The sequence below is a fragment of the Pedobacter sp. UYEF25 genome (genome assembly GCF_054061655.1).
The window spans coordinates 42,564-67,999 of sequence record NZ_JBSSEL010000023.1; the positions used below are offsets into that span (position 1 = coordinate 42,564).

Consider the following 25,436-nt stretch of genomic DNA (forward strand, 5'->3'; position numbering starts at 1 on the left):
CCGGGCGTGCTTGCAACACTTCCCGGCCAAAATTTGAGTTCCTTTATTTTGGAGATCCAAAATTAAAAGTCGAGAAGATCTGTTAAATCTTATTTATTAAACCCAAACTAACCAAAAGTATGAATTTTAATTCTTTGCTTAAAATTGTGCCCAAACTGCGGCAAAATTCAAAAAAAATTATCTTATCAATGAAACTGACGACCGTACTAATTTTTGGGCTGATGCTGCAAGTTAACGCTAAACTCCATGCTCAAAAATTAACGCTCAACCAACAAGAAACTTCCATTGATAACATTTTTAAATTGATAGAGCAGAAAACTGGATATGTCTTTCTATACGACAATCTAGAGCTTAATACCACTCAAAAAGTTTCTATAAATATTGCGAACGGATCAATTCAACAAGTGCTGAATATTTGTTTTAAGGGAACATCTATCAATTATAAGATTATTAAAAAAACAATAATTCTTAAAAAATCATTTATCCCCATAAGCCTAGAGACTACAAAGCTTAGGCAAGCCGAACCCATAACTGGAAAAATTACAGACGAAAAGGGATTAGCACTACCCGGCGTTAGTGTTAAGATTAAGGAGAGTGGAAAATCCACCGTTACAAATGATCAGGGTAATTTTTCTGTCTCAGCCCAACAGGGAGAAACGCTGGTGCTTTCTTATATCGGCTACCAAACACAAGAGCTTAAAATAAGTGGAACAAGTATTAATGTCATCTTAAGAGAACGCGTAGGCTTGCTAGACCAAGTTGTAGTTGTTGGGTATGGTACTCAAAAGAAAAAAGACATTACAGGCGCAATATCTGTGATCACTTCAAAGGATTTAGACGATAGACCGAGCACTCAATTTGGAAGTTCAATTGAAGGAAAGGCCGCCGGTGTTCAAGTCATTCGTTCTTCTGGACAACCACAAGCGGGTTTCGCAATCCGCATAAGAGGAACATCTACCATCACCTCGGGTAGCGAGCCGTTATATATTGTAGATGGCGTTCCAATGGCGAATGTATCCGAAATAAATACGAGTGATATAGAAAGTTTATCCATCCTTAAAGACGCCTCTTCCGCAGCCATATATGGTTCTTCGGGTGCAAATGGTGTGGTTTTAATTACAACCAAGCGAGGGAAAAATCAAAAAACAGAAATTAACTTCGAAACCTACAATGGTTATTCAAAACTTTGGAACCACAGTAACGTGCTCAATGCAGCCCAATACAAAAGCTTAATGGAAGAGATGGGACAGTCCCTTGATGCTTCCAAATATACTGCAGATACGGATTGGCAGAAAGAGCTTTTTAGAACGGCAAACATGCAAAAGTATCAATTGTCTTTAACAGGTGGCAACGAGAATACAACTTATTACATGTCTGGGGCTTTCTTAAAACAAGATGGTGTGGTGCTGTCAAATACGGTGAACAAGGTTAACTTTAAACTAAATCTAGACCATAAAATCAGCAACACATTTAAGGTAGGTACAAGCCTCTCTTACAATAGATGGTATGATATTGATGTATCAGAAAGTTCGAGAAATGGAACCATTCTGAACGCAATTTTGGGCTCTCCAGTAATTGGTATTTTTAATCCTAACGGGCAATCTTACACTACAGATCCATTTAGGAATGATTTGGACAACCCAGTTGGTTTAGCCACGGGTACCGTGCACAACTATACCAACAACCGCTTTAATGGAAATGTATATGTAGAAGCCAATATTTTAAAAGGTTTAAAGCTAAAGTCGATGTTTGGGTATGAGAAATACAATAGCATTTATAACTATTATGCAGATCCTACTAAAACTGTTACTGGACGAACTTTTAACGGCCAAGCTGAACTTTCTCAAAACAATAATCAATACTGGATTTCTGAGAATACTTTAGCCTATACAAAATCCATCGAAAAACATAACTTTAACTTACTCGCGGGCTACATTACGTCTAAAACGAACTCAACGGTTTCTGATATATCAACACATAATTTTGCCAACCCAACCATTATGACCGTAAATGGCGGCTCCATAATCGACAATGCAACCGGTACAGCAGCAGCAAGTTCTACTGCATCTTTTATAAGTAGAATAGGCTACGACTATGATGGAAAATATCTGTTAACTGCAAATCTAAGGGCAGATGCTTCGTCGGTTTTCGGGCCCGACAACAGGTGGGGATATTTCCCTTCCTTCTCTGGAGGTTGGCGGATTTCTAAGGAAGATTTCTTTCAAACTCTAAATATCCCTGTTAACGAACTAAAATTACGTGCCAGTTGGGGCATAGTAGGCAACAGTCAAATTCCGGCTTATTCTTACTTGGGTACTGTGCAACCATCAGGTTCTTATGTTATTGGAGACCAAGTGGTGGCTGGTTATTTACCAGTAACGCTCGGCAACCCGACTTTAAAATGGGAAACGACTAAGCAAACAGATATTGGTATAGACATCGGTTTATTCAATTCGAGATTGCTGGTCACTGCTGATTATTATTATAAAAAAACAACAGGCTTACTGTTAAATTCGCCGGTTCCAAGAAGTTCAGGATATGGCTCTGCATTAAAAAATGTAGGTGATTTAGAAAACAAGGGTTTCGAGTTTGAAATGAGCACTAGAAATTTAACTGGTCCATTGGTATGGAACAGCAATTTCAATATCAGTTTTAATAGGAACAAGATTTTAAATATAGAGGGTGGAATAATTTACGATGGTCCTATAGATGGTAGAGGTAATTCGTCTATTGCAAAAGCAGGGCTGCCTTTAGGTTCATTTTTTGGTTATGTGGCAGAAGGGGTAGATCCAAAAGTTGGAAACTTGATTTACAAAATGGCTAATCCAGCAGATGGATTACAAACCAGCGATCAACAGGTGATTGGCAATGGGAATCCAAAATTTTCTTACGGTTTTTCTAATGACCTTAAATACAAACAATGGTCAGTAGCATTATTTATACAAGGCGTTCAGGGCAATGATATTTTTAATGCCACTCGTATTTATTCGGAAGGAATGTGGGAACCTCGCAATCAATCTGCAGCGGTATTAAACAGATGGACAACGCCAGGGCAGATTACCAATATCCCTCGGCAGGATTTAACCAATACAACTACCGATATTACCAATTACAACTCCTTAATTTCAAGTAGGTTTATAGAAAACGGATCTTACCTACGGTTAAAATCGGTAACGCTTGGTTATAATTTACCTGAGAAGTGGGTAAATAAAGCTTCTATTAAAAGGTTAAAGCTTTATGTAACCAGCGAAAACCTGCTGACTTTTACAAAGTATTCAGGCCTCGATCCTGAAGTTAGTGCGTTTGGCACAAGTTCTAACATTGCTCCAGGAGTAGATTTTGGTACTTATCCTCAAACGAGAGACATTATTTTTGGCCTTGATATTACATTTTAATAATAAGAAATATTCCGATGAGAAAGTATAGATTATTCCAATTAGCAATTGCCTCGCTATTGTTAATACATGTTAGTGGCTGTAAAAAATTTCTCGATTTAAAGCCAGAATCTCTTATCACCACAACAAATGCCTACACGACAGCGGCAAATATAGAATCAGCGTTAAACGGCGCATACAGTTCGTTTATCGGAACAAATTACTACCAATGGGAAGTTGTAGAGGAAAGCGATGTTCGGTCTGACAATGCCTATGCGGGCGGAAGTGGAGACCCCGATTTCTTACAATTAGACTTGAACAACATTTCTAATGCCAACGGAGCTGTTTACAGAGCTTGGACAGAGTTGTATGCCAGTATTGCCAAATGTAACATCGTTATTGATAACATTCAAAACGTAACTGATCCTGCATTGACAACCCAAAGAAGAAATCAAATCATTGGAGAGGCCTCTTTTTTAAGGGCTTTTCACTATTATCATCTGGTAAAACTTTTTGGAGGTGTGCCTTTAGAAAAACACTCTAACAGTACCGATCCATCAGTCATTCGAATCGCGAGATCATCCGAAGCAGATGTCTATACTTCTATTGCTGCTGATTTACAAGTTGCCATTGCAACTTACCAAATGTGTATACAGGCCCGTCGGTAGATAAGGTTAGGGCTACAAAAGGCGCAGCCAATGCGTTAATGGCCAAAATTTGGGCACAAAGAAAAGATAGAGATTACACTAAAGTGTTGCAATATTGTAACGCTGTAATAACCAGTTCTGCCAGATATGAAATGCTTAGTAATTATGCAGATTTGTTCGATGGAAACCACAACTACAATCAAGAATCTATTCTAGAAATCCCATATTTGGCCAGTACGCCTCAAGCATGTTGGGGCACCGAATTATTCTATCCAACACACGATGATAACGGGGGCGTTCCTTCAGATGCTTGGCAAAGGTATTGTGTTCCTTCTAAATCACTGGTCAATGCTTATTTAGCCTCGGGCGATGTGATTAGAAAGACTGCAAACATCAGTTTTGAAACTACGCCTTGGGGCGATGAAAATTGGAACCCTTGCGCAGATGGAACTATTGCAATTCCATTCAATGTAAAGCAGAAGCACCCTAATAATTATGGCGGTGGCGACCATGTTTATTTATTACGACTTGCTGATATCATTTTATTAAAAGCAGAAGCTCAGAATGCTCTAGGAGATTTATCAGGTGCTGCCGTAACCCTAAACCTTGTTCGCAGTCGCGCAAAATTAACTGCCATCTCAGCCACTTCGAAAATCCAAATGAGCACCGTAATATTAAACGAGCGTAGACTTGAATTGGCATTTGAAGCACAGCGCTGGGATGATCTTAACCGCCTTGGTATTGCTGCAACTACCATGAATAATTTAGGAGAAGTAAAGTATATCTGTTCTGGTGGAAAAGCCAGCACGTCGATACCAATAAATTACAACATGGCCGATCAAAAAACAATCTTACCAATCCCATTATTGGAAATGCAGGCAAACCCGAGCTTAACACAAAACCCCAGCTATTAACGGGTTTAAAAACGAAGCTGTTTTATAGATGGCATTTAACTAATTGGACTGGAGATTAAAGAATGTTCATCTAAATGAAAAGGTATGCAATCAAACCGCCCAAGAAAAATAGATCTATTAAAGAAAACTTAACGGGACAATTCCATTATAGCGCACAATTATGAGTAATCGTTTTACATCTCTGGATGTGTTTAGAGGAATTACATTAGCCCTTATGATATTGGTTAATAACCCCGGAAATGAAAACCATGTTTATATGCAGTTAGACCATTCCATTTGGAATGGTTGCACCTTAACAGATCTTGTTTTCCCCTTTTTTCTATTTGCGGTAGGCAATTCAATGGCATTTGCTTTCACGAAATACGAACAAGAAAGCAAAAGGAAATTTTGGCTTAAAGTAATCAAGAGGAGCTTATTGATCTTTTTTATCGGCGTATTTTTAAATGCCTTTCCATTTTTCACATACAATAATTTAGGTCAACCAATATTAACTTCAATTAGAGATTTTAGAATTTTTGGTGTGTTACAACGAATTGCCTTTTGCTATCTTTTTAGCTCATTCATTATTGCCTTTTTTAAAGACAAAGGAGTAGCAATTTTTTGTTTCGTTATCTTATTTGCCTACTGGTTTTTATGCATTACAGTAAATCCTAAGGATCCCTTTAGTCTTAACGGATGGTTTGGTACCCATTTCGAGCAATTAATGATCGGTGAAAGCCACATGTACAAGGGAGAAGGTATTCCATTTGAGCCAGAAGGCTTGATGAGTTTGCCTGCCGCTATCGTTCAAACTGTATTTGGTTATTTGGCAGGTAAATACATTCTTTTAAAAGGTAAAATACCCAAAATGTTGAGGATTCTTTTAGTAGTGGGCTGCGTTTCTATTTTAGCAGGTTATGTATGGGGTTTCTCCTTTCCAATAAATAAAAAAATATGGACTAGCAGCTACGCGGTTTACACCACTGGTATTGCGCTACTTAGTTTATCCGGATTGATTTACCTGATAGAGTTTAAAAAGACTAAAAGTAATATATTTCATTTTTTTGAAATTTTTGGTACGAATACGGTTTTTATCTACATCATGAGTACTATGCTTCCAAAGCTAAGCAACGTTATCAAACTAGATGTCGGCAAAGACCTAAATGGTAAACAGCTGCATGTAACGATTTGGAATTTATTGTTTGATAAGATTTTTAGCCCCATTTTTACTGATCAAAGAAATAGCTCATTGCTGTTATCGGTTTGTTTCGTATTGTTTTTATGGGGGATGGCGTACTGGCTAAATTATAAGAAAGTGTACATTAAAGTTTGAAAAACTGATCTCGCTGCTCAAACTTACTTTAACAATAATCTGAATGGAAGTCCTGATTTTTTGAGCTTTACAAAGTCATTTGTCATCTACAGTTTAAGGGATTGAATTTTCGACAGCTGATTAAAAATAAAACCTTATTTTTACGACTCAGCATTTTTTATTCGCCAAAAAATCGGAATTAACTAATCTTAACCAGCTATACTTTACTTTCATTTCATGAAACGCATCCTACCCGTTGCCTTTTTTTACTGTTTTTGCATCAACACAGTTTATAGCCAAAAAGCTCATTTGCAAAATTATTCGTTTAATCGTTCGCCGCTTAAAAAAGAGGTATATGTTCAACTGCCTTTGGGCAGCATACGCGCTAAAGGGTGGTTGTTAAAACAGTTAGAACTCCAAAAAGACGGTTTTACAGGCAATGCTGAAGCGTTATATCCTGGAAAGGATGACCTCGGTAATGATGCAGATTGGCTAGGTGGACCGGGCAATAGTTGGGAAAAAGCACCTTATTACCTTAAAGGATTAGTTGCCTTGGCTTACACAATAGATGATGATTCTTTAAAAAACAAAGCACAAAAGTGGATAGAATATACCTTGCAGCATCAGCAGCAAAATGGTCTATTCGGTCCGCCAAAAATGAAGGATTGGTGGCCAAGAATGCCTTTCATGTACGCGCTACAAAGTTATTATGAGGCGACAAACGATAAGCGCGTTATTCCTTTTTTGTCGAAATATTTTAAATATGAGCTCCAAAATCTGGATGGTGATCCATTAAGGGAATGGGGCAAATCCAGAGCTGGCGACAATATTGAAATTGCATTGTGGGTGTATAACAAAACAGGTGATAGCGATCTATTGCAACTGGCTAAGAAACTAAAAGACCAGGCTTACCCCTGGGCTGATATTTTCAATAACAATAAGTTTGATTACTTCGGCAATGATTACCAGCCAAAGCATATGGTTAATGTAGCGCAAGCTTTAAAATTCCCTGCATTATACGCACAGATAGACCAATCTACCTATTACAGCGATGCGATGGAGAAAGGTATTGCACACATTTTAGAAAATAATGGTCAGCCGCAGGGCCTTGCTGCCGGCACCGAAAGGTTATCGGGCAAAAGTTCAGTACAGGGAGTCGAAACATGTACCGTGGTAGAATGGATGCAGAGTTTAGAAACTGCCTCGAGAATTCTTCACAATGTTGAAATCGGAGATCAACTTGAAAAAATTGCCTTTAATGCACTTCCAGCTCAATTTAGCAAAGACCTTAAACAACATACCTACTACACATTGCCAAACCAAGTCATCAGCGTACCGGGCCCTCATGGGTTTAATCAGGATTATTCCAATTCGATCGTTCCCGGGCCGTACTCAGGATTTCCATGTTGCAGGTACAACATGCACATGGGCTGGCCATATTTTGTAAAAAACAGCTGGTTGGCGACACCAGAAGGCGGTCTGGCAGTAACCGCATATGGACCAATGGAAGTAAACGCTTTAGTTGGCAAAAACATCAAAATCAAAATCGAAGAAGATACGAATTATCCGTTTGAGGAGCAGATTCGGTTGAAGATTGTTGTTGATAAAACAGTTACTTTTCCGCTGATTTTACGGTTGCCTGCCTGGTGTGCAAAACCTGAAGTAAAATTAAATGGAAAACCTATGGAAGGCGTTCAGCCGGGAGAATTATTTACCATAAACAGAACGTGGAAGACTAATGACAGCGTTGTTCTGAATTTCCCGATGGATGTTGTTTCAAAAACACAGGTAAATAATGCTGTTAGCATTGAACGTGGCCCGATTGTTTATGCATTGAAGATAAAACCATCTAAAAAAAATGTAAAGGAATCGATAGTTAAGGGATTTTATGAAACTGAAATCACTCCAGCATCCCCGTGGAATTACGGACTTGTGCTAAATGATGATCAGTTGGCGGGAAACTTCCTTGTGGTAAAAAGTAAAATGCCAGAAAATCCTTTTATCCAAGAACAAAGTCCTGTTCAATTGAAAGTAAAAGCAAGATTAATCCCATCCTGGACACTCGATTACAATAAAACTGCCGCGTTTGAAGTTCCTTTTAGCCCAGTAAGCTCAGCAGCGGAAATGACAGAAATTACGCTTGTTCCGTTTGGTTCAGAAAGTTTGCGTGTGAGTATTTTTCCTACAATAGGAACTCCGAGTTTCCCCAATAAATCCTACAAGGAGACATTTGATAACAATGCCGCTAAAGGACTAGTAACTTATGGTGGGGCATGGTTTTATAAAGACAACGCAATTCATGCGGCTCCAAACGAAGACGGACGTACTGGAAACGGAACAAAAATCATTGCAACCGCCACTAAATTTTCCGACTTCGAATATAGAGCCGATATAGCTGTAAATTCAGCAGGAAATGCAGGACTTTTATTTAGAGTTAGTAATCCCGCCATTGGCTCAGAAGCATACGGCGGATATTATTTAGGATTTAATGCCGAAAGAGGCAAAATTGAATTTGGCAAGGCAAGCGACAATAAATGGATCGTAATTTCTTCTGCAGATTATCCGATAAAAATTAAAGAAAATTTTAACGTACGGGTCAAGGCTGTTGGAAACAAATTCGAAGTGTTCATAAACAACAACAATGAGCCTGTTATTACTACTGCAGATAACGAGTTTAAAACAGGAAGTATTGGGTTACGATCATATAATGCCCTTGTTACCGTAGATAATATTGACATCGCTGGTCTAGGAGGATAAATATTTTTTTATTCCGCGCTACACTGTTTAAATATTTTTTTTAGCCGTTTAGCTAGGTGGTTTACAAAGTGGTACGGGAAAAAGAATTCATTGTGCCTTCGTTTAATGAGAAGGATATAGCTGGCGTGAATAGTCTGCGCGCTGTAGATGATTCTATTATTTATTTTTTGCAGCAAATACAGTGGATAAATTTACCTCCAAAACAAATGTGCGGATTTGCAGCATCCGCCAACACCTACACCACTAACTATAGACATTGATCTGCTCCAATTCCTTTAAAAAGGAGAATATTTTTTTTGGTAGATGGGCTTTATAGGGTACAATTGTCTATTGTGAGAATACTTATGTTTACCGCTCAGTTCTGATATCTGTGCAAATAATCCACAATTAAACAGCTGTTTTGGTTATTATTGTAAAATCAAATAACATTGTAATGCAGTCACCTGCTTGGGTTAATAATTTTGTCAATAATGCGCGCAACGAAGAGAACGACCATATATCACATCGCAGAAAAACTTAATCTTAATCCATCATCTGTTTCGAGGGCATTGAATGGTAGTAATGCTGTAAATGAAGCGACAAGAAAACTGGTTCAAAAAACCGCAAAGGAAATGAACTATGTGCGCAACACCATCGCCTCTAACCTTCGAAACGGCCATTCTAAAACAATTGGCGTTGTGGTGCCTAGAATAAACCAAAATTTCTTTTCGAATGTAATTGCAGGAATAGAGGATGCAACGTATAAAAATGGCTACAACATCATAATTTGTCAGTCGAACGAACTGTACGAAAAGGAAGTGGAGTGCATCAATACTCTAATTGACCAGCACGTTGACTGCATCGTTATTTCTATCTCGGCAGAGACCATCGATCATAACCACCTGCAAAATGTAATCGATCGAGGCATCCAGCTCATTCAATTTGATCGAGTAGCGGATGAGCTGGAAACGCTCAAAGTAATAAACGACAATGAACAAGCATCTTTCGAGGCGGTAACTCACCTAATCAAACAGGGCTATTCTAGGATTGCGTTGTTAGAGGGCCCACAAAACCTTACCATATTTAGACAAAGAAAACAAGGCTATTTACGTGCATTAAGAGAAAATAATTTACCCATTCTAACCGAACTCCGTATGGAAAATGCATGGACAAAAGAGTTGAGTGCAGACGCCACTAGAAAATTATTGAATCTGCAGCAACCGCCGGACGCAATATTTGCTTCTACATCAGACTTTTCTGCCTTGGGTGTTTTAGAGGTAGCAACAAATATGAATATAAGGGTGCCATACGAACTTGGCGTTTGTGGCTATTCTAACGAGAGCTTTACAGAAATTACAAGTCCCTCTATTACCACAATAGACCAATTTAGCTTTTACATGGGTATAACTGTTGCCAATTTGTATTTTCAAGAAATGGACAACGCCGATACACAAATTATACCTAAAACCATAAGCATCACACCAAAACTAATTATTAGATTGTCTAGCCAAAAAAACATCGTAAAAAATATTTTTTAGGACTAAATGTGCCATTTACCTCCCGAGCCATTTAAAAATAAATCATCTTTTAATGCCTGATAAAATTGCAAACAATTAGTTTAAATTGAAAGAGGATGTACAAGCACAACCTATTTTTCGAAAGTTAAAAGTGCATGCTGACTAGCAGTATGCACATCTCTAAATACCCTATTAATCTCTGAATGCTTATTTGCTGCTTCTAAGCCTCCATAAGGGTAAAGTTTTTGAACATTTCTCCAGCAAGCATGCGCCAACTTCCTACTTATGGAACTTACTTCCAAAAGCTTATTTTCTTCGATATTGTTACTTTCTATAAGTTGGCTCCAAGACTCATCAAATGTCTGATAAAATGAGCGCCGCAGGTGTTTGATTTCCGCTAATGCTAATTTTAGGATTTCATCGAAATTACGTTGTTCGGATTCGCTAAAAGATTTCAATTGAGAGCGACTTAAAAACACAGTTCTTATGAGCGCTAAAAAATGATTACACATGCCCAAGCTATTCACAGCTAGCGTTGTTTCTGCCAGTTGCAAAAAAGGATAATTAAAGCCATCGCCAGAGACTTGGATGCCATCATTAATTTTAAAACTTCGGTTAAAAGGCACCAACAAATTGTTTACATCAAATGCATGGCTTCCGGTTGCCACCAATCCAAAGTAAGCCCAACCTTCTAAAATTTTAACCTCCTCCTTTTTAAGAATGAATGAAAGTACTTCAGATTTTTCTTCGCTTTGAGAACCATCTTGCGCAATAACCTCACAATTGGCGGTAAATATGGTGGCATGTAGCGCCCCGCTTGCGTACTTCCAATGTCCATTAATTAAATAGCCATTTTCCGTTTTAAAAGCAGTTCCGCCAATAGCACCACTTCCTGCAAAGCAAACTTTTTCATCAGCAAAAATTGCTGTTGCAAGCTTAGGGTCCAAAAAGCCGGCAAACCAGGCTGCGCCAGCACAAAGCGTAACAATCCATCCTAAACTTCCATCTTCAGCTGCCACTTGTTCTTCTATTCTCAGAATTTCTGGCAATTGCTTTCCAGCACCGCCATAAATTTTTGGCACAAATAATTTAAACCAATTTTCTTTATATGCTTGTGCTAAAATTGCAGGATGTAACTGACCTAATTTTTCCGATTCAGCAGCATATTTTTGCACCACTGCCTTCCAGATACTATTTTCTTTTAAATCCATTTAAGCGCTATTTTTTTCTTTTTTATTGATGATTTTTTTCCAGTCTAAGAATCCAAAAATCGCTACTATGAATAGCACAATGGTGAGCACAGCGAACATGGCGAGATGCTTATGCAGCAGTAGTGGTATGGCCACCAAGTTGGAAATATTGAGAAAAATCCAGTTTTCTATTTTACGTTTAGCCAATAACCACATTCCCGCCCAGGCAGTTGCAGACACAAATGCATCCCAAATGGGCACGTCTGAATTGGTAAAATGGCGGAGAATTAAATAGAGGAGGATAAACCCGAAAGCCGAAATAGAGATGGCAATCAATAGCTCGTTTTTAGATGCGTACGAGACTTGCATAGCACCAGCAGCCTTTGTTTTCTTCCAGATGATCCACCCATAGATACTCATCACGAGGTAATAAATATTTAATAATGTTTCTGCGTAAAGCTGCACATTAAGCAACAAATACATGGACAAAACTACAGATAGTATTCCTGTGGGATATAACCAAATGTTATTTCGTTTTGCGAGCAACACTTCGGCTACTCCAAAACCGACCGCAAAGCCTTCGAGCCAAGAAGTCTGTAGAATTTGTGTTTTAAAAAGCTCAAACCAATGCTGAAAATCCATTTCTTTAACGATTGCCATTCGGCAGATATAAAAAAACTGTTTCAGGGGCTAAGAACAGCCGGAAATTTACATAACCAATCCCTACGTCGGCATTACCCGAATCAGGTGTATTTGGAAGTTAATGTTGGTTGTTTAAAGTTCAAAATAGAAATTTTTCCTTTACACGCGCTATCTTCGCTCCAAATTGGGTATAATCTCAGCCAATTTGTCTCGCGTAAATACGAGAGAAACCAGCACCCCTTTTGAGTACGGCAAATATATACTTTTTCCTTTGCTTCAAAAATCCATTTTACTAGAAAAAGCCAAACTTCGTTGAGCAATTTATTTTCTGGATTTAAAACAATCCAAGCTGGCCCTTGTCGTCCATGTCAATATCGTCTGGGTTGGTAATTTCAAGGTCTATTTTTTTCGGAGGCTTGGGTGAGTCCGAAAACTTGCTGTCTTTTTCGCTATTCTTTTTTAACTCTTTTTTTAATGGTTGATCCTCTAACGATCTACTGTTCGTTGCATCAACCTGCTTAATCTTTTCTCGTTCGATTTGGTCTTTAGCAGTTTGCTTTTCAATATTGTCCGCAGCCAGCCCATGCGTTTGGTTTTTAAGCTTCGGTCTTTCAAGCTTGCCCTCAACCGCTTCCTCACTCTCTGGCCTTTCAGCTTCTACCTCAGGATCCTCTTCGATTTGGTCTTTAGTGTTTGTGAGCTCAGCGTGGCCCTCTGCCTTAACCTCGATCTCCACCGGTTCCTCCAAACTTATCTTCTGTACATCGTGTGGAGAAAGGCGGTTTCCATTGGCCTTAAAACCTTTTACATCAATCTGGTCTGCAAGTGTCAATTCTACTGTCTCCGGAGTATTACTTTTTCCCTTCAACAATGCGACTATTGCCTTTGCTGCAGGATTTGAAGTTAAAAATAACAATTTCGATTTCGGCTCCTCGCTTACAAAAGACACCGTTTTGCCTACCGATTGTATTTCAAATACGAAGCGCTTAACTAGATAGTTTTGCGTTTTACCTTCAAACTGAATTGCAGCAAATATCTTTTCGGGATTAAATTTCTCTATCAGTAATAAATCTCCATCAAAATGATTACTTAAATCAAACGTGCTAAGTTCGTAACTGCCCTCTTTGTGCACTTGCAAAATTTTATCATCTCCGTCAAACTCCCCTAAATAAGTTCCACGTCCATCTACATTTAATCTTTTAAGCAACGTGTCATACCAAATTTTTAATCCAGATAGTGTAGACACACCTTTACTCTTCAATATTATTTTTTTAACCGGATATTTGGAAACAATATTTCCATTGGCTCCTCTACCTTTTATGGCCACCTCTGCAAAATCTAGGTCAAATTGTAATTTCCGCAGTTTAGAATGCGGTCTTAAAGCAACGTTAACTACTTCTGCCTCGCCATTAGGATTTGCTGTAAAATAGAGAACTTTCGTTCCCTTGCTGCCGCCCTTACTCAAATCGTATTCCTTATCTCTTGTAACGCCAACCACCGCAAATCGCTTCATATAACTGGTGCCGCTCGCGCCGTCTTTGTAAATCATATTGTAAACGGTCCGCTCATCGTTTTTGGCAAAAACCTGCGCATGGATAATGTCTTTACCAACAAAGGTTTTATCCGCAACCTTGGTAATCACACAACTTCCGTCTCCCTTAAAAACGATAATTTCATCAATATCAGAACAGTCTGCAATAAATTCGTCTTTCTTTAATCCTGTACCAATAAATCCGTCCTCCCTGTTCATGTACAGTTTAACGTTGGCTAGCGCCACCTTTGTTGCCTCTACTTTATCAAAAAATCTAACCTCTGTTTTGCGCTCCCTACCTTTGCCATATTTGTCTTTTAGCTTTTGATACCAAGCGATGGCATAATCGGTTAAATGTCTTAAATGTCCTTTTACTACTTTAATTTCCTCCTCCAAATTGTGCATCAGTTCATCGGCCTTTTTTACATCGAAGCGCGTAATGCTACTCATCGGCTTATCAATCAGTTTCTTGAAATCCTCGGGTAAAATTTCTCGATATAAAGTTGGTTTAAAAGGTTCAAAAAGCCGGTGTAATACTTCTACAACTGCATCAAAATTTGTCGAATTCTCATAATCGGGGTTTTTATACATCCCCTCTTGAATAAATATTTTGAGTAGAGAACTAAAGAAAATACGTTCCTGCAGTTCATGCAATTTAATCTCTAACTCTCTTTTTAAAAGATTTTTGGTGTTTTTGGTATTCTCTATTAAAATGTCGTTTACACTCAGAAACTGAGGTTTATCATCCTTAATTATGCAAGTATTTGGAGAAATAGAAACCTCACAGGCGGTAAAAGCATAAAGCGCATCAATGGTTACATCTGGCGAGATGCCTGGAGCGAGATGGACGACAATTTCTACTTTGGCAGCAGTGTTGTCCTCTATCTTTTTGATTTTGATCTTTCCCTTGTCGTTTGCAGATAAAATACTATCGATAACGGACCCTGTTGTGGTAGAAAAAGGTACTTCCGTGATGACTAAAGTCTTTTTATCTTTTTCTGTAATTTTAGCTCTGACTCTAATTTTACCTCCACGCTGACCTTCATTGTAGTTGGAAAAATCGGCCATGCCGCCAGTAAAAAAATCTGGTACAATGTCTGGTCTATTTCCCAATAAAACCTCTATAGAAGCATCGATTAATTCTATAAAGTTGTGGGGCATAACCTTTGTGGCCAAGCCAACTGCAATTCCCTCTGCGCCCTGCGCCAACAACAATGGGAATTTAACGGGTAAAGTAATGGGTTCGTTATTTCTACCGTCGTAGCTTAACTGCCAAACGGTTGTATCAGCATTAAAAACTACGTCGTTTGCAAACTTAGACAGTCTTGCTTCGATGTAACGCGGCGCGGCTGCACTATCTCCTGTAACCGGATCGCCCCAATTGCCTTGCATATCAATCAGCAAATCTTTTTGTCCCATTTGCACCATGGCGTCACCGATTGATGCATCGCCATGTGGATGGTATTTCATGGTATTGCCAATGACATTGGCCGCCTTGTTAAAACGCCCATCATCCATTTCCTTAAGGGAGTGCATAATACGGCGCTGCACTGGTTTTAACCCGTCGTTAATGTGCGGAACTGCCCTATCAAGAATTACGTAAGAAGCATAATCTAAAAACCAATTTTCGTAAAGTCCGTTAATTGGGATAATGGTTCGTGTACTTTCATCGTTTGCTTCTGGTTGTAAATCTTCACTCATGTATTAAAAAAAATTGGCAGCGGTAAATATAATAAAAAGGATGGTAGCGCTTTTAAAGTGTCGGGATTTAACCGAACAATTTATACTGCTTTTATGCATACGATCTCAAAAAAAACAAAACTACTTTTCAGTTTGAGTGAAGGGATTGGCGGCGTTGAATAATTAAAATCGCATAAAGTCCAAACAATTTTCGCTACACATGGTATTATGTACTAATTTTTGGCAAAAGAATTTAAATTATTGGCATAATTTTAGCGCTTTTAAAAACCTACAAACCCAATTAAGTTGAATAAATATTTACGCAAGAGCTTTAAGATTTTATTGTGGATTATAGCCTCTATTATTCTCGTAGTTGTGGTTATAGCAGGTTCTTTAAACATTCCGGCGGTACAAAACTTTGTGAAAGACAAAGCAATAAACTACTTAAAAAACAAAACACATACGCAGGTCAGCTTAGAAAGCATTAAGATTGCGCTTCCAAAGGATGTGGTTTTAAGTAAGTTTTTTATTGCTGATTTGAAGGGAGATACGCTTCTTTATGCGGGCAAACTTTCTTTAGATATTAGTCTTTTTAAACTATTTAGCAATACTGTAGAAATTAACAACATAGACTTAGCGCATGTTAGGGCAAATGTTACCCGCGTTAGTCCGGATACTACTTTTAATTTTTCCTTTATTGTTGATGCCTTTGCTGGCGAACAGAAAAAGCCTGCAGACCAGGTAAAAAAAGACAGCACTTCTACAATGAAATTTTCTGTCAATAAAGTAAATTTCGAAGACATAGGCTTGCATTACAGAGATGATGTTTCTGGTAACGATGCGAAAATTTACATTGGAAAATTCGACACAAAAATTAAAGAATTCGATTTAGCCAATCAACATTATGTGATTAAATCTCTTACGCTTAAAAATACAGGACTTACTTATCTACAACAAAAACCGCTGATTGAATTGGTTAATAAAGTAGTTAAAAAGGTAGATAGCAGTAAAAATGCATCTGCTTCGCTTCCGGTTGTCGAGGTGCAAAACTTTTCTTTTGAGCAAGTGAAAGTAAATTATCAAGACGAACTTTCTACCACAAAAGCCATTGCAGACATAAACGATCTGGGCTTCATTAATCTAAAGGTGGATTTAGGAAAAAGTGGATACACAGCAGATGAGGCGCATCTGAAAAAATCAAATGTATTATTTGCCTTTCAACCAAAAGTAACGGTAAAAGACTCGATAAAAAGAGATACTGTTGCAGGCACGCCATCGCCGCTTTCTTTGATAATTAATAAAGTTGATTTTGCTGACAATAGCATTCAGTTTGACAATTTAACGGCAAAGCCAAAACCGGGTTTAGATTTTAATCACCTAAAAATAATCGGGTTGAATTTAGGCGCCGACAGCTTGAGCTATTCCGCAAAAGGCATAAAAGCAAATGTTACCAATGGATCTTTAAAAGATAAAAGCGGCTTTCAATTAGATGTATTAAAAGGAAATGTCCTTTACAATGATAAAGAAATAAGGTTGAACAACTTTACTTTAAAAACCCCAAATACATCTATTCAAAACAATACGCAGCTAAATTTTAGTTCTCTCGATGATTTAACAAAACACCCAGACCGGGTAAAGCTTAGCATTGTGTTTAAGAATACGGTAATTGGTTTGAAGGATGCCACTTATTTTAGCGATGCTGTGCCTGCAAATTATGCAGATAAAAAGTTGAGTGTTAATGCATCTGTAAATGGTTATTTGAATAATCTTCAAATTCCGAAATTCCAAATTAACGGCTTAACTAGTACTCAAATAGACATTAGTGGCAGCGCTAAAGGTTTGCCAGATATGAACAAACTGTATTTAGATTTGAAATTGAATAAAGTTCACATTACCAAAGCAGACTTGTTAGTGCTTATTCCGAAAAAATCTTTACCTCCAAGTTTAAATTTACCCAACGTGATAGATGCAAAAGGTACTTTTAGAGGTTCACTTACCAACTTTAATACGAATATAAATGTGCGAACTGATTTGGGTGGCGCAGATTTAAAGGCAAAAATGTCTGGGCCGAAGGGTCGTGAAAAATATGTTGCAGATGTGAGTTTAAATAATTTTAACCTTGGTAGACTGTTAAAAAAAGATTCTGTACTCGGCAGAGTAACCCTTAAGGCCAATATTGTAGGTACAGGTCTGGATCCAAAAAAGATTGATGCAAAGCTAAATGCAACAGTCGTTAGCGCTTACTACAACAAATATACTTACAGAAACTTAACGCTAGATGGAAGTTACGGAAATCAAAAAGTAAGTATTGTAGGCAGTATGCCAGATACCAATGCAAACTTCTCGTTAAATGCCAAAGTTAACCTAGCGGGAAAATATCCAGCAATTGAGGCCGATCTTGATTTAAAAAGAGTAGACCTACAAGCGTTAAATTTTAGTAAAACTTTATTAAGGGCGGCCGGAAAAGTTAGGGTAGACTTGGCTACAGCCGATGCAGACTATTTAAATGGAAGTATCGATATTACAGGACTGCAAGTGGTAAAAGATCAGCAGAAAATTAATCTAGACACCATATCTGTGCAGGCAAGGGCTACGGAAACTGCCAATGAGTTAATTTTAAAGTCTGAGATATTAGCCGCAAAGATTGATGGAAAGTATCAACTTACTAAAGTTGCAGACGGCATCATCAATCAAATAAATCAATACTATGCGTTTGGCGAGGTTAAAAAAATTCCGGCTCAGCGGTTTAGATTTGCCGTACAAGTGTATGACAGCAAAACTTTAAAAAGTTTTATACCCACGCTAACGGTTTTTAAAACAGCTTCCTTTAATGGCTTAATCGATACACAGAAGGACAGCTTACAAATTCGAGGAAGTTTTCCTCAAATTGTGTATGGCGACTTTAGAATTGATAGCACGGTTTTAAATATTGACAATAAGAACAAAAAGTTAGATTATGCGCTAAATAATAAGAGTTTTATAAGTCCATCGGTTCAGTTATTTGGCACGGAAGTTAATGGTGCAGCTGCAAATAACAAGCTAGATGTAAACATCCTTTTAAAGGATAGACAGTTAAAGACTAAATATGCCTTGGCGGGTATTTTTGAAAGCATTAACAAAGATTTTAAATTTAGCTTAGATCCAAATAAGATATTATTGAATTATGAGAAGTGGGTTGTTTCTCCGCAAAATTACATTCAGTTTGGAAAGTCTGGGATTCTTGTAAATCAATTTGACATCAGCAAAAGCGGACAATCTTTAAGCATTAACAGCAATCCAACTCAACCAAATGCACCCATAAATTTAACCTTTAAAGACTTTCAATTAGAGACCCTAACAAAGTTTGCAGAAACCGACACGACATTGGTTGGCGGAAAGCTAAACGGAACTGCAAGCGTAAAGGAGTTGGCAGGAAGTCCAAAGTTTGAGGCAAATTTAACCATAGATGATTTAAGGTATTTAAAAGACGAGTTGGGCACGCTACGTTTGGCGGTTAACAACAATAAAGCTGATGCATTTGAAGTAAATGTTGCGCTAAGTGGTGTGCACGATTTAAGGGTAAATGGTTTTTATTACACCAAGCCCGCAGGTAGATTGGATTTGACCGTAAACGTAGATAAGATAGATTTAAGCAAAGTGCAGAGTTTATCGGCGGGCCAAATAAAAAATGGAACAGGAACGCTGTCTGGTGCATTAACTGTTAAGGGCGAAGTTTCCGCTCCTAAAATTTTGGGGGATTTAACGTTTAACAATGCCGGATTGACGATAGCCTATGTAAATTCTTATTTTAGAATGCCGAATGAGAAAATTTCTTTCACCCCAGAAGGGATCGCGTTTAACAACTTTACAATCATCGACTCCTTAAATCAAAAAGCCACTATTAATGGCAAAGTACTCACTGCAGACTATAAAAACTATCGTTTTGCTTTAGACATTAAAACTGACAACTTTAGAGCGTTACATTCTACCGCTGCAGATAACGATTTGATTTACGGCACTGTGTTTTTAAGCAGCAACATTAAAATCCGTGGAGATTTAAATCAGCCTGATGTAAACATGAATGTTACTGTTAACAAGGGAACCAAGTTCTTCTTTGCCATGCCCACGGGCGATCCTGCTGTGATGGATCAAAAAGGTATTGTCGAGTTTATAGATGCTAGCGCACCACCGTTTAATGGCGAAAAATCGCTAAAGGTAGACAGTGTTCCTAAATCGCCAGTGAAAGGGTTAAATCTGGTCGCAAAAGTTGTGATAGATCCAGAGGCAGAGTTAAATGTGGTGGTAGATCCGGCAAATGGAGATGCTTTGAATATAAAAGGAAGCGCAAATTTAAATGCAACTATAGATCCAAGCGGTAAAATTAGCTTAACTGGTAGATATGAGGTCATAGATGGTTCTTACAATTTATCCGTAGGGCCACTTGGCAAAAAGGAGTTTAAGTTGCAGAAAGGAAGCACCATTGTTTGGACTGGAGATCCAACCCAAGCAAATATAGACCTTACTGCGGTATATGAAGTAAATGCTGCACCTATCGATCTTATCGGAGATCCGACCAATGTCCAAGCTAAAACCAAACTACCATTTCAGGTTTATTTGATGATGAAAGGAGAGCTATTGAAGCCCATTATTTCGTTTAGACTGGATTTACCCGAAAATGAACGCAATGCACTCGACGGAACGGTATATGCTAAACTTCAAAATGTAAATAGAAACGAGAACGACCTAAATAAGCAGGTATTTGCATTGTTGGCATTAAATCGCTTTATAGCAGATAATCCATTCCAGAGTTTGGCAGGCGGAGGCGGTGGCGTTTCTACTTTGGCACGCCAAAGTGTGAGTAAGCTGCTAACTGAACAGTTAAATAACTTAGCCTCCGACCTAATTCAAGGAGTTGATTTAAATTTTGGAGTGAATTCATCCGAAGATTACTCGAGCGGCTCAATGCAGCAGAAAACAGATTTAGAAGTTGGCTTATCTAAAAAACTCCTTAATGATAGATTAACCGTAAGTGTAGGAAGTACTTTTAATGTGGAAGGCCCTCAAACGCCTGGACAGAAGTCTACTGACATTGCAGGCAATGTAAATATAGAATACGCTTTATCTGCCGATGGCAAATATAGATTACGTGCATACCGCCGAAATCAAACCGAAACCATTATTGAGGGACAGATTATAGAAACGGGATTAGGATTTACGTTAGTCGTAGATTACAATAAGTTTAAAGAAATTTTTGAAAGCAAGAAAAAAAGAAGAAAAGCATTACGTCAAGAAGCCAAGAATGAGACAACAAATTAGACCGATATATTTTTTACTGGCCTGTTTCGTTTGGGCAGGTTGCAGCACCACAAAACGTGTTCCGATAGGGCAGTATCTCTACACTGGTGCCGAAATAAAGGTTAATCCAGACTCAAGTAAAAAAATTGCCGATCAAAAAGCAGTTAAAAAAGATTTACAGAGCAAAACCAGGCCAATACCTAACAAGTCTATCTTAGGTATAAAGTACAAACTGTTGGTGTATAACATTTATGGGAAACCAGCAAAGGCAAAAGGCTTTAAGCATTGGGTAAGTACTAAATTAGGCGAACCCCCTGTCCTACTAAGCGAAGTAAAACTAAAAACAAATGAAGCAGTTTTATCTAGTTATCTTATAAGTCAAGGTTATTTACAGGGAGTTGTTAACGGAGATACTGTTATAAGTGGAAAAAAGGGAAAAGCAATTTATACGGCAGTAACCGGCGATAGATATAAACTGAATACCATTACTTTTCCCACAGACACTGGTAGCCTGACGAAGATTATTGCGTTGAACAAAAGTAAAACACTATTAAAAACTGGTGATTTTTATGACTTAGACATTTTTAAAAAGGAACGAGAAAGAATTGACAATGATTTAAAAGAACAAGGTTTCTTTTATTTCAGTCCTGATTATCTTATTCTACAAGTAGATAGCACCATAGGAAATAATTTAGCAAACGTAATTGTAGCGGTAAAAAATACAACTCCAGACGTAGGTATAAAACCTTACACCATTAAAGACATTAATATTTACCCGAATTACAGTCTGCGTAAAGACAGTATGCTGCGAAAAATCGCACCTTTAAATTATCACGATTTTAACATCTACGACAATAAGAAAACATTTAAACCTTCCCTATTTGATAGACTCGTATTTTTTAAAAAAGGCGAACTATATAACAGAACCGACCATAGTCAATCCTTAAATCGATTGGTAAATATTGGCGTTTTTCAAGACGTACGAGCAGAATTTTTACCGCTAGACAGTAGCAAAAATGATCAATTAGATTTAAATATTTATTTAACACCATTAAAGAAAAACTCATTAAGTTTTTCGGTGTTGGGAACAAGTAAATCTAATAATTTTGTAGGCTCGGAAGTCAAGGTTACACAAACCACTAGAAACCTATTTCATGCCGGTGAACAGCTGGACGTAAGTGTAAGCGGTGGTTTCGAAACACAAGTTAAGGGTACTGCACAAAAACAAAATTCTTATTCGTTAACAGCAGATGCGAAGTTAACTTTCCCCAGGCTCATTGTTCCATTCTTTAAGTTCGATGCGACCAATGCCTACATTCCAAGAACGATTGCGTCTCTTTCTTTCCAGTCTTTAAATAGAGGGTCTTTATATTCTTTGAGTGCCTTTAAAGGAGAGTTTGGATATAATTTTAAAGAGAACAAATACAAGGAGCATGTTTTCAATCCAATTTCCGTAAGCTATGTAAGGCCAAATATAGATTCTGCGAACAGGGACAGTCTTTTAGCAGCCAATCCTGGTCTAAATTATACACTGCAACGTCAATTTTTAATCGGGAGCAATTACAACTTCACCTTTACCAACCAAATGGAAGACCAAAGGAGAAATAACATGTACTTTTTTGGAAGTTTAGAGACTGCCGGTAACGTTTGGGGATTATTTACGCCGAAAGATGCAACAGGACAGAAAAGCATATTGAATGTTCCACTGGCACAATTCGTAAGGGTAGAGGCAGATTTTAGAGATTATTTTAAGATTAATCGCAATTTAAAGTGGGCAAATAGGCTGGATCTTGGTTACGGATATGCGTATGGAAACAGCACTTCTCTCCCTTTTGTGCGGCAATTTTTTGCCGGTGGAAGTAATGACATCAGGGCTTTTGCTGCCAGAACCCTTGGACCCGGCACATATAAGGATACGGTAACTACCAATACGTTTGCAGATCAAGGTGGAGACATTAAGATTATGTTAAACTCAGAATTAAGGTTTCCAATTGTAAGTGTATTGCAAGGTGCTGCCTTTGTAGATGCAGGTAACATTTGGTTGAGGAAAGAAGATCCACTGAGACCAGGTTCTGGCTTTAATATTAAAAACGTGTTAAGCGAAATGGCAGTAGGCACCGGATTAGGACTTAGAGTAGACGCAAAAATTTTAGTAGTGAGGTTAGATGTTGCTTTCCCGGTTAGAAAGCCGTATCTGCCCGAAGGCAAGCGTTGGGTAATAGACAATATTGCATTTGGTAGTAGCGAATGGCGAAGAGAAAATCTAATTTATAACATCGGAATAGGTTATCCTTTTTAATGTATGAAGTTTTTAAAAAAAATAAAGCACTTTTTTGTAGCGTTATACCACCTCTTTTTGGCGGCAGGTAAAGGCTTTGCAGAAGATAAGGTAATGAAATTGAGTGCCTCATTGGCATACTACACAATTTTTGCACTTACACCTCTAATTATAATCGTCATCTCTGCGGCTAGTTTGTTCTTTGGCAATAAAATAAATCCTGGCACAGAACTGTTTAGTCAGATTAGTGATATGGTTGGCACTGATGCTGCAAACCAGTTAAGAGGATTTGTAGATCACGCAAATTTAACAGGCAAATCTACCATTGGTTTAATTATTGGTGTGGTCACTTTGATTATTGGATCTACAGCGATTTTTATCGAAATTCAAGATAGCATTAACATTATTTGGCAGGTAAGGGCAATTCCAAAAAAAGGATGGCTTAAAATGTTAACCAATCGCTTACTTTCTTTCTCTTTAATTGTTTCTCTCGGGTTTTTACTGCTGGTTTCGCTCGTATTAAATAGCATTGTAGTAAGTTTGGGTTCACACCTCACTACACTGCTGCAACGAACTAGCATTACTCATGTCATTCCTATCGCTACAGAAACCATGGCATTAATAATCTACGTTGTAAATACCGCCCTCACCCTATTGGCGGTAACAGCAGTTTTTACCATTATTTTTAAAGTGCTGCCAGATGTAGACATGAAGTGGAAAACACCAATTATTGGAGCAATTTTTACAGCGTTACTTTTTAGTCTTGGCCAGTACGTTATTGGTCTTTACATCCAAAAGGGAAATCCTGGTAGCGCTTTTGGCGCAGCAAGTTCCATTATCGTAATTCTGGTTTGGATTTATTATACGTCGGTAATATTGTATTTTGGTGCAGAATTTACGCAGGCATACGCAGAAAAGTATGATAAAGGAATTAGGCCTAGTAAATATGCTGTACACACTAAAACTTCCATAATCGAACAAGATGTAAAAGTGCTTCCTAGTCAACATCCGGAAGAAACAAGTGAACAGCCTAATGAGACAAATTAGCTTGGCACTACCTTGTTTTAGATTTTCTGTCGGCCGGGTTTAATACATCAGACATCCAACTTTAGCAAAGTCTCCCGGCGTGTTAGCGATTGCTTGGAAACCCTTTTTGCGAGGAACGAGCAAAAAGATTGGAACGTAAAGCGCGACCCTCTTCAGGGAAACGCCCAGATTATTAAAAAACTCTTTAAGATTTAATTAAGATCGATAATGTTGATGATTATTTGGGCGCTTTTACACGCTGTCCATTGTATCTTTAATTGGCTTTTAGAGGCCAATTAAAGGATGCCATTCCCATAGTTAGCGCACCACTCATTTCGGCTATTTCGGTTAGCGATTGCAGAGGAAATCCTTTTTGTGAGGAACGAACAAAAAGATTGTAACGTAAAGCGCGACCCTCTTCAGGGAAACGCCCAAATTATTAAAAAACTCTTTAAGATTTAATTTAGATCGATAATGTTGAGGATTATTTGGGCGCTTTTACACGCTGTCCATTATATCTCTAATTGGCTTTAAGGGGTCAATTAGAGGATGCCATTCCCATCATCAGCGCACCACTCATTTCGGCTATTTCGCGTATTCTATGATAAAAAGCAAATAATTAAGCGGCAAATTTAAAAGTATCTATAAAAGGATTACCTCTGTTGATTACTGCAAATACTCGGCTAATCATTTTACACCTTACGGCATTAATGACCAACATTTTATTCTTGCCCTCTTCCACTTTTCTTTGGTAATAATCTTTGATCTGTTTATCATGCCTTATTGCCGCCAGTGCCCCTAAAGTAAGTAATGACTTAAGTTTTCTGTTTGCTATCATACTTACCTTACTTCTGCCTTTGATGCTGCTTCCCGAACTGTAACCGAATGGAGCTATTCCTGCATAACACGCCATCTGCCTCCAGTTATCAAAACAGGTGAAGTTTTTGGTGTACATGATCAGATAAAGAGCCGTTTCCCTGCCTATTCCGGGTACGCTACAGACCAGATCAAACTTCTCTTTAAGTTCTCCATGACTGTTTACCAGTTCGGTGATCATCTCATCTATTGCTTTTAAACTTGTTTTCAATTTTTTGATGCTCTGTTGATTTACTACGAGAATATCCTTCAGGAGTTCCTTTGGCATGAAACCTATCTGCTCATCTGTGCTGCTTAAACTCAGGATTGCTTTTTTATGTTTTTGTTTCTCTACCAACAGTAGTTTCAACTTCATCAGAGCCCGTTCTGGCAAGGCGGTAAGGTTCAGCTTATGAGTATGTGTGATAGCGTATAGGGCGATAGTTCTCGAATCCGCCTTGTCGCTCTTTCCCCGGACCAG

Annotated in this window: 13 protein-coding genes; 9 read left to right on the plus strand and 4 right to left on the minus strand. The window is 38.1% G+C overall.

Annotated elements, in window-relative coordinates; all coding sequences use genetic code 11:
* The first annotated feature begins 188 nt into the window (after positions 1-188).
* From ACVWYG_RS17030 to ACVWYG_RS17055, 6 genes are all read left to right on the plus strand, one after another.
* Complete coding sequence (locus ACVWYG_RS17030; protein WP_457271877.1) at positions 189-3,395, plus strand: SusC/RagA family TonB-linked outer membrane protein; 3,207 nt, start codon at positions 189-191, stop codon at positions 3,393-3,395.
* A gap of 17 nt (positions 3,396-3,412) precedes the next feature.
* Positions 3,413-4,042: a RagB/SusD family nutrient uptake outer membrane protein gene (locus ACVWYG_RS17035; RefSeq protein ID WP_457271879.1), complete on the plus strand. Its 630-nt coding sequence runs from the start codon at positions 3,413-3,415 to the stop codon at positions 4,040-4,042.
* A complete protein-coding gene (locus tag ACVWYG_RS17040; protein ID WP_457271881.1) occupies positions 4,021-4,935 on the plus strand; it encodes a RagB/SusD family nutrient uptake outer membrane protein in 915 nt (304 codons plus the stop codon). Before ACVWYG_RS17035 ends, ACVWYG_RS17040 begins: the two co-directional genes overlap by 22 nt.
* Positions 4,936-5,095: 160 nt before the next feature.
* On the plus strand, positions 5,096-6,247 hold the full coding sequence (locus ACVWYG_RS17045; RefSeq protein WP_457271883.1) for an acyltransferase family protein: 1,152 nt from the start codon (positions 5,096-5,098) through the stop codon (positions 6,245-6,247).
* Between the two features lie 216 nt (positions 6,248-6,463).
* A complete protein-coding gene (locus tag ACVWYG_RS17050; RefSeq protein WP_457271885.1) occupies positions 6,464-8,983 on the plus strand; it encodes a beta-L-arabinofuranosidase domain-containing protein in 2,520 nt (839 codons plus the stop codon).
* 470 nt (positions 8,984-9,453) lie between these two features.
* Positions 9,454-10,500 carry a LacI family DNA-binding transcriptional regulator gene (locus ACVWYG_RS17055; RefSeq protein WP_457271887.1) on the plus strand — a complete coding sequence of 349 codons (1,047 nt, stop codon included), beginning with the start codon at positions 9,454-9,456 and terminating at the stop codon, positions 10,498-10,500.
* Positions 10,501-10,610: 110 nt separating this feature from the next.
* Here ACVWYG_RS17055 and ACVWYG_RS17060 read toward each other — a convergent pair whose 3' ends face one another.
* The 3 genes from ACVWYG_RS17060 to ACVWYG_RS17070 all read right to left on the minus strand — a co-directional run bounded on the left by ACVWYG_RS17060 (position 10,611) and on the right by ACVWYG_RS17070 (position 15,543).
* Entirely contained in the window at positions 10,611-11,690 is a 1,080-nt protein-coding gene (locus ACVWYG_RS17060; protein WP_457271889.1) for an acyl-CoA dehydrogenase, read from the minus strand.
* A complete protein-coding gene (gene pnuC, locus ACVWYG_RS17065) occupies positions 11,691-12,329 on the minus strand; it encodes a nicotinamide riboside transporter PnuC (RefSeq protein ID WP_457271891.1) in 639 nt (212 codons plus the stop codon). It abuts the gene before it with no gap.
* 316 nt (positions 12,330-12,645) lie between these two features.
* Positions 12,646-15,543 (minus strand): DNA gyrase/topoisomerase IV subunit A, encoded by a 2,898-nt coding sequence (locus tag ACVWYG_RS17070; RefSeq protein ID WP_457271893.1) that lies wholly within the window; start codon positions 15,541-15,543, stop codon positions 12,646-12,648.
* Positions 15,544-15,828: 285 nt separating this feature from the next.
* Between ACVWYG_RS17070 and ACVWYG_RS17075 the strand changes: the two genes are divergently transcribed.
* Genes ACVWYG_RS17075 through ACVWYG_RS17085 form a run of 3 tightly spaced genes read left to right on the plus strand, consistent with a single transcriptional unit; the run spans position 15,829 to position 24,121 of the window.
* The gene (locus ACVWYG_RS17075; RefSeq protein ID WP_457271895.1) at positions 15,829-20,817 is read left to right on the plus strand and encodes a translocation/assembly module TamB domain-containing protein; all 4,989 of its coding nucleotides are present in this window, start codon (positions 15,829-15,831) and stop codon (positions 20,815-20,817) included.
* Positions 20,801-23,095 (plus strand): translocation and assembly module lipoprotein TamL, encoded by a 2,295-nt coding sequence (gene tamL / locus ACVWYG_RS17080; RefSeq protein ID WP_457271896.1) that lies wholly within the window; start codon positions 20,801-20,803, stop codon positions 23,093-23,095. Before ACVWYG_RS17075 ends, tamL begins: the two co-directional genes overlap by 17 nt.
* Before the next feature lie 3 nt (positions 23,096-23,098).
* Positions 23,099-24,121, plus strand: a complete 1,023-nt coding sequence (locus tag ACVWYG_RS17085; protein WP_457271898.1) for a YihY/virulence factor BrkB family protein — start codon at positions 23,099-23,101, stop codon at positions 24,119-24,121.
* A gap of 598 nt (positions 24,122-24,719) precedes the next feature.
* Here the strand turns inward: ACVWYG_RS17085 and ACVWYG_RS17090 are convergent.
* A partial coding sequence (locus tag ACVWYG_RS17090) for a transposase (RefSeq protein ID WP_457271900.1) occupies positions 24,720-25,436 on the minus strand: 717 nt, incomplete at its 5' end.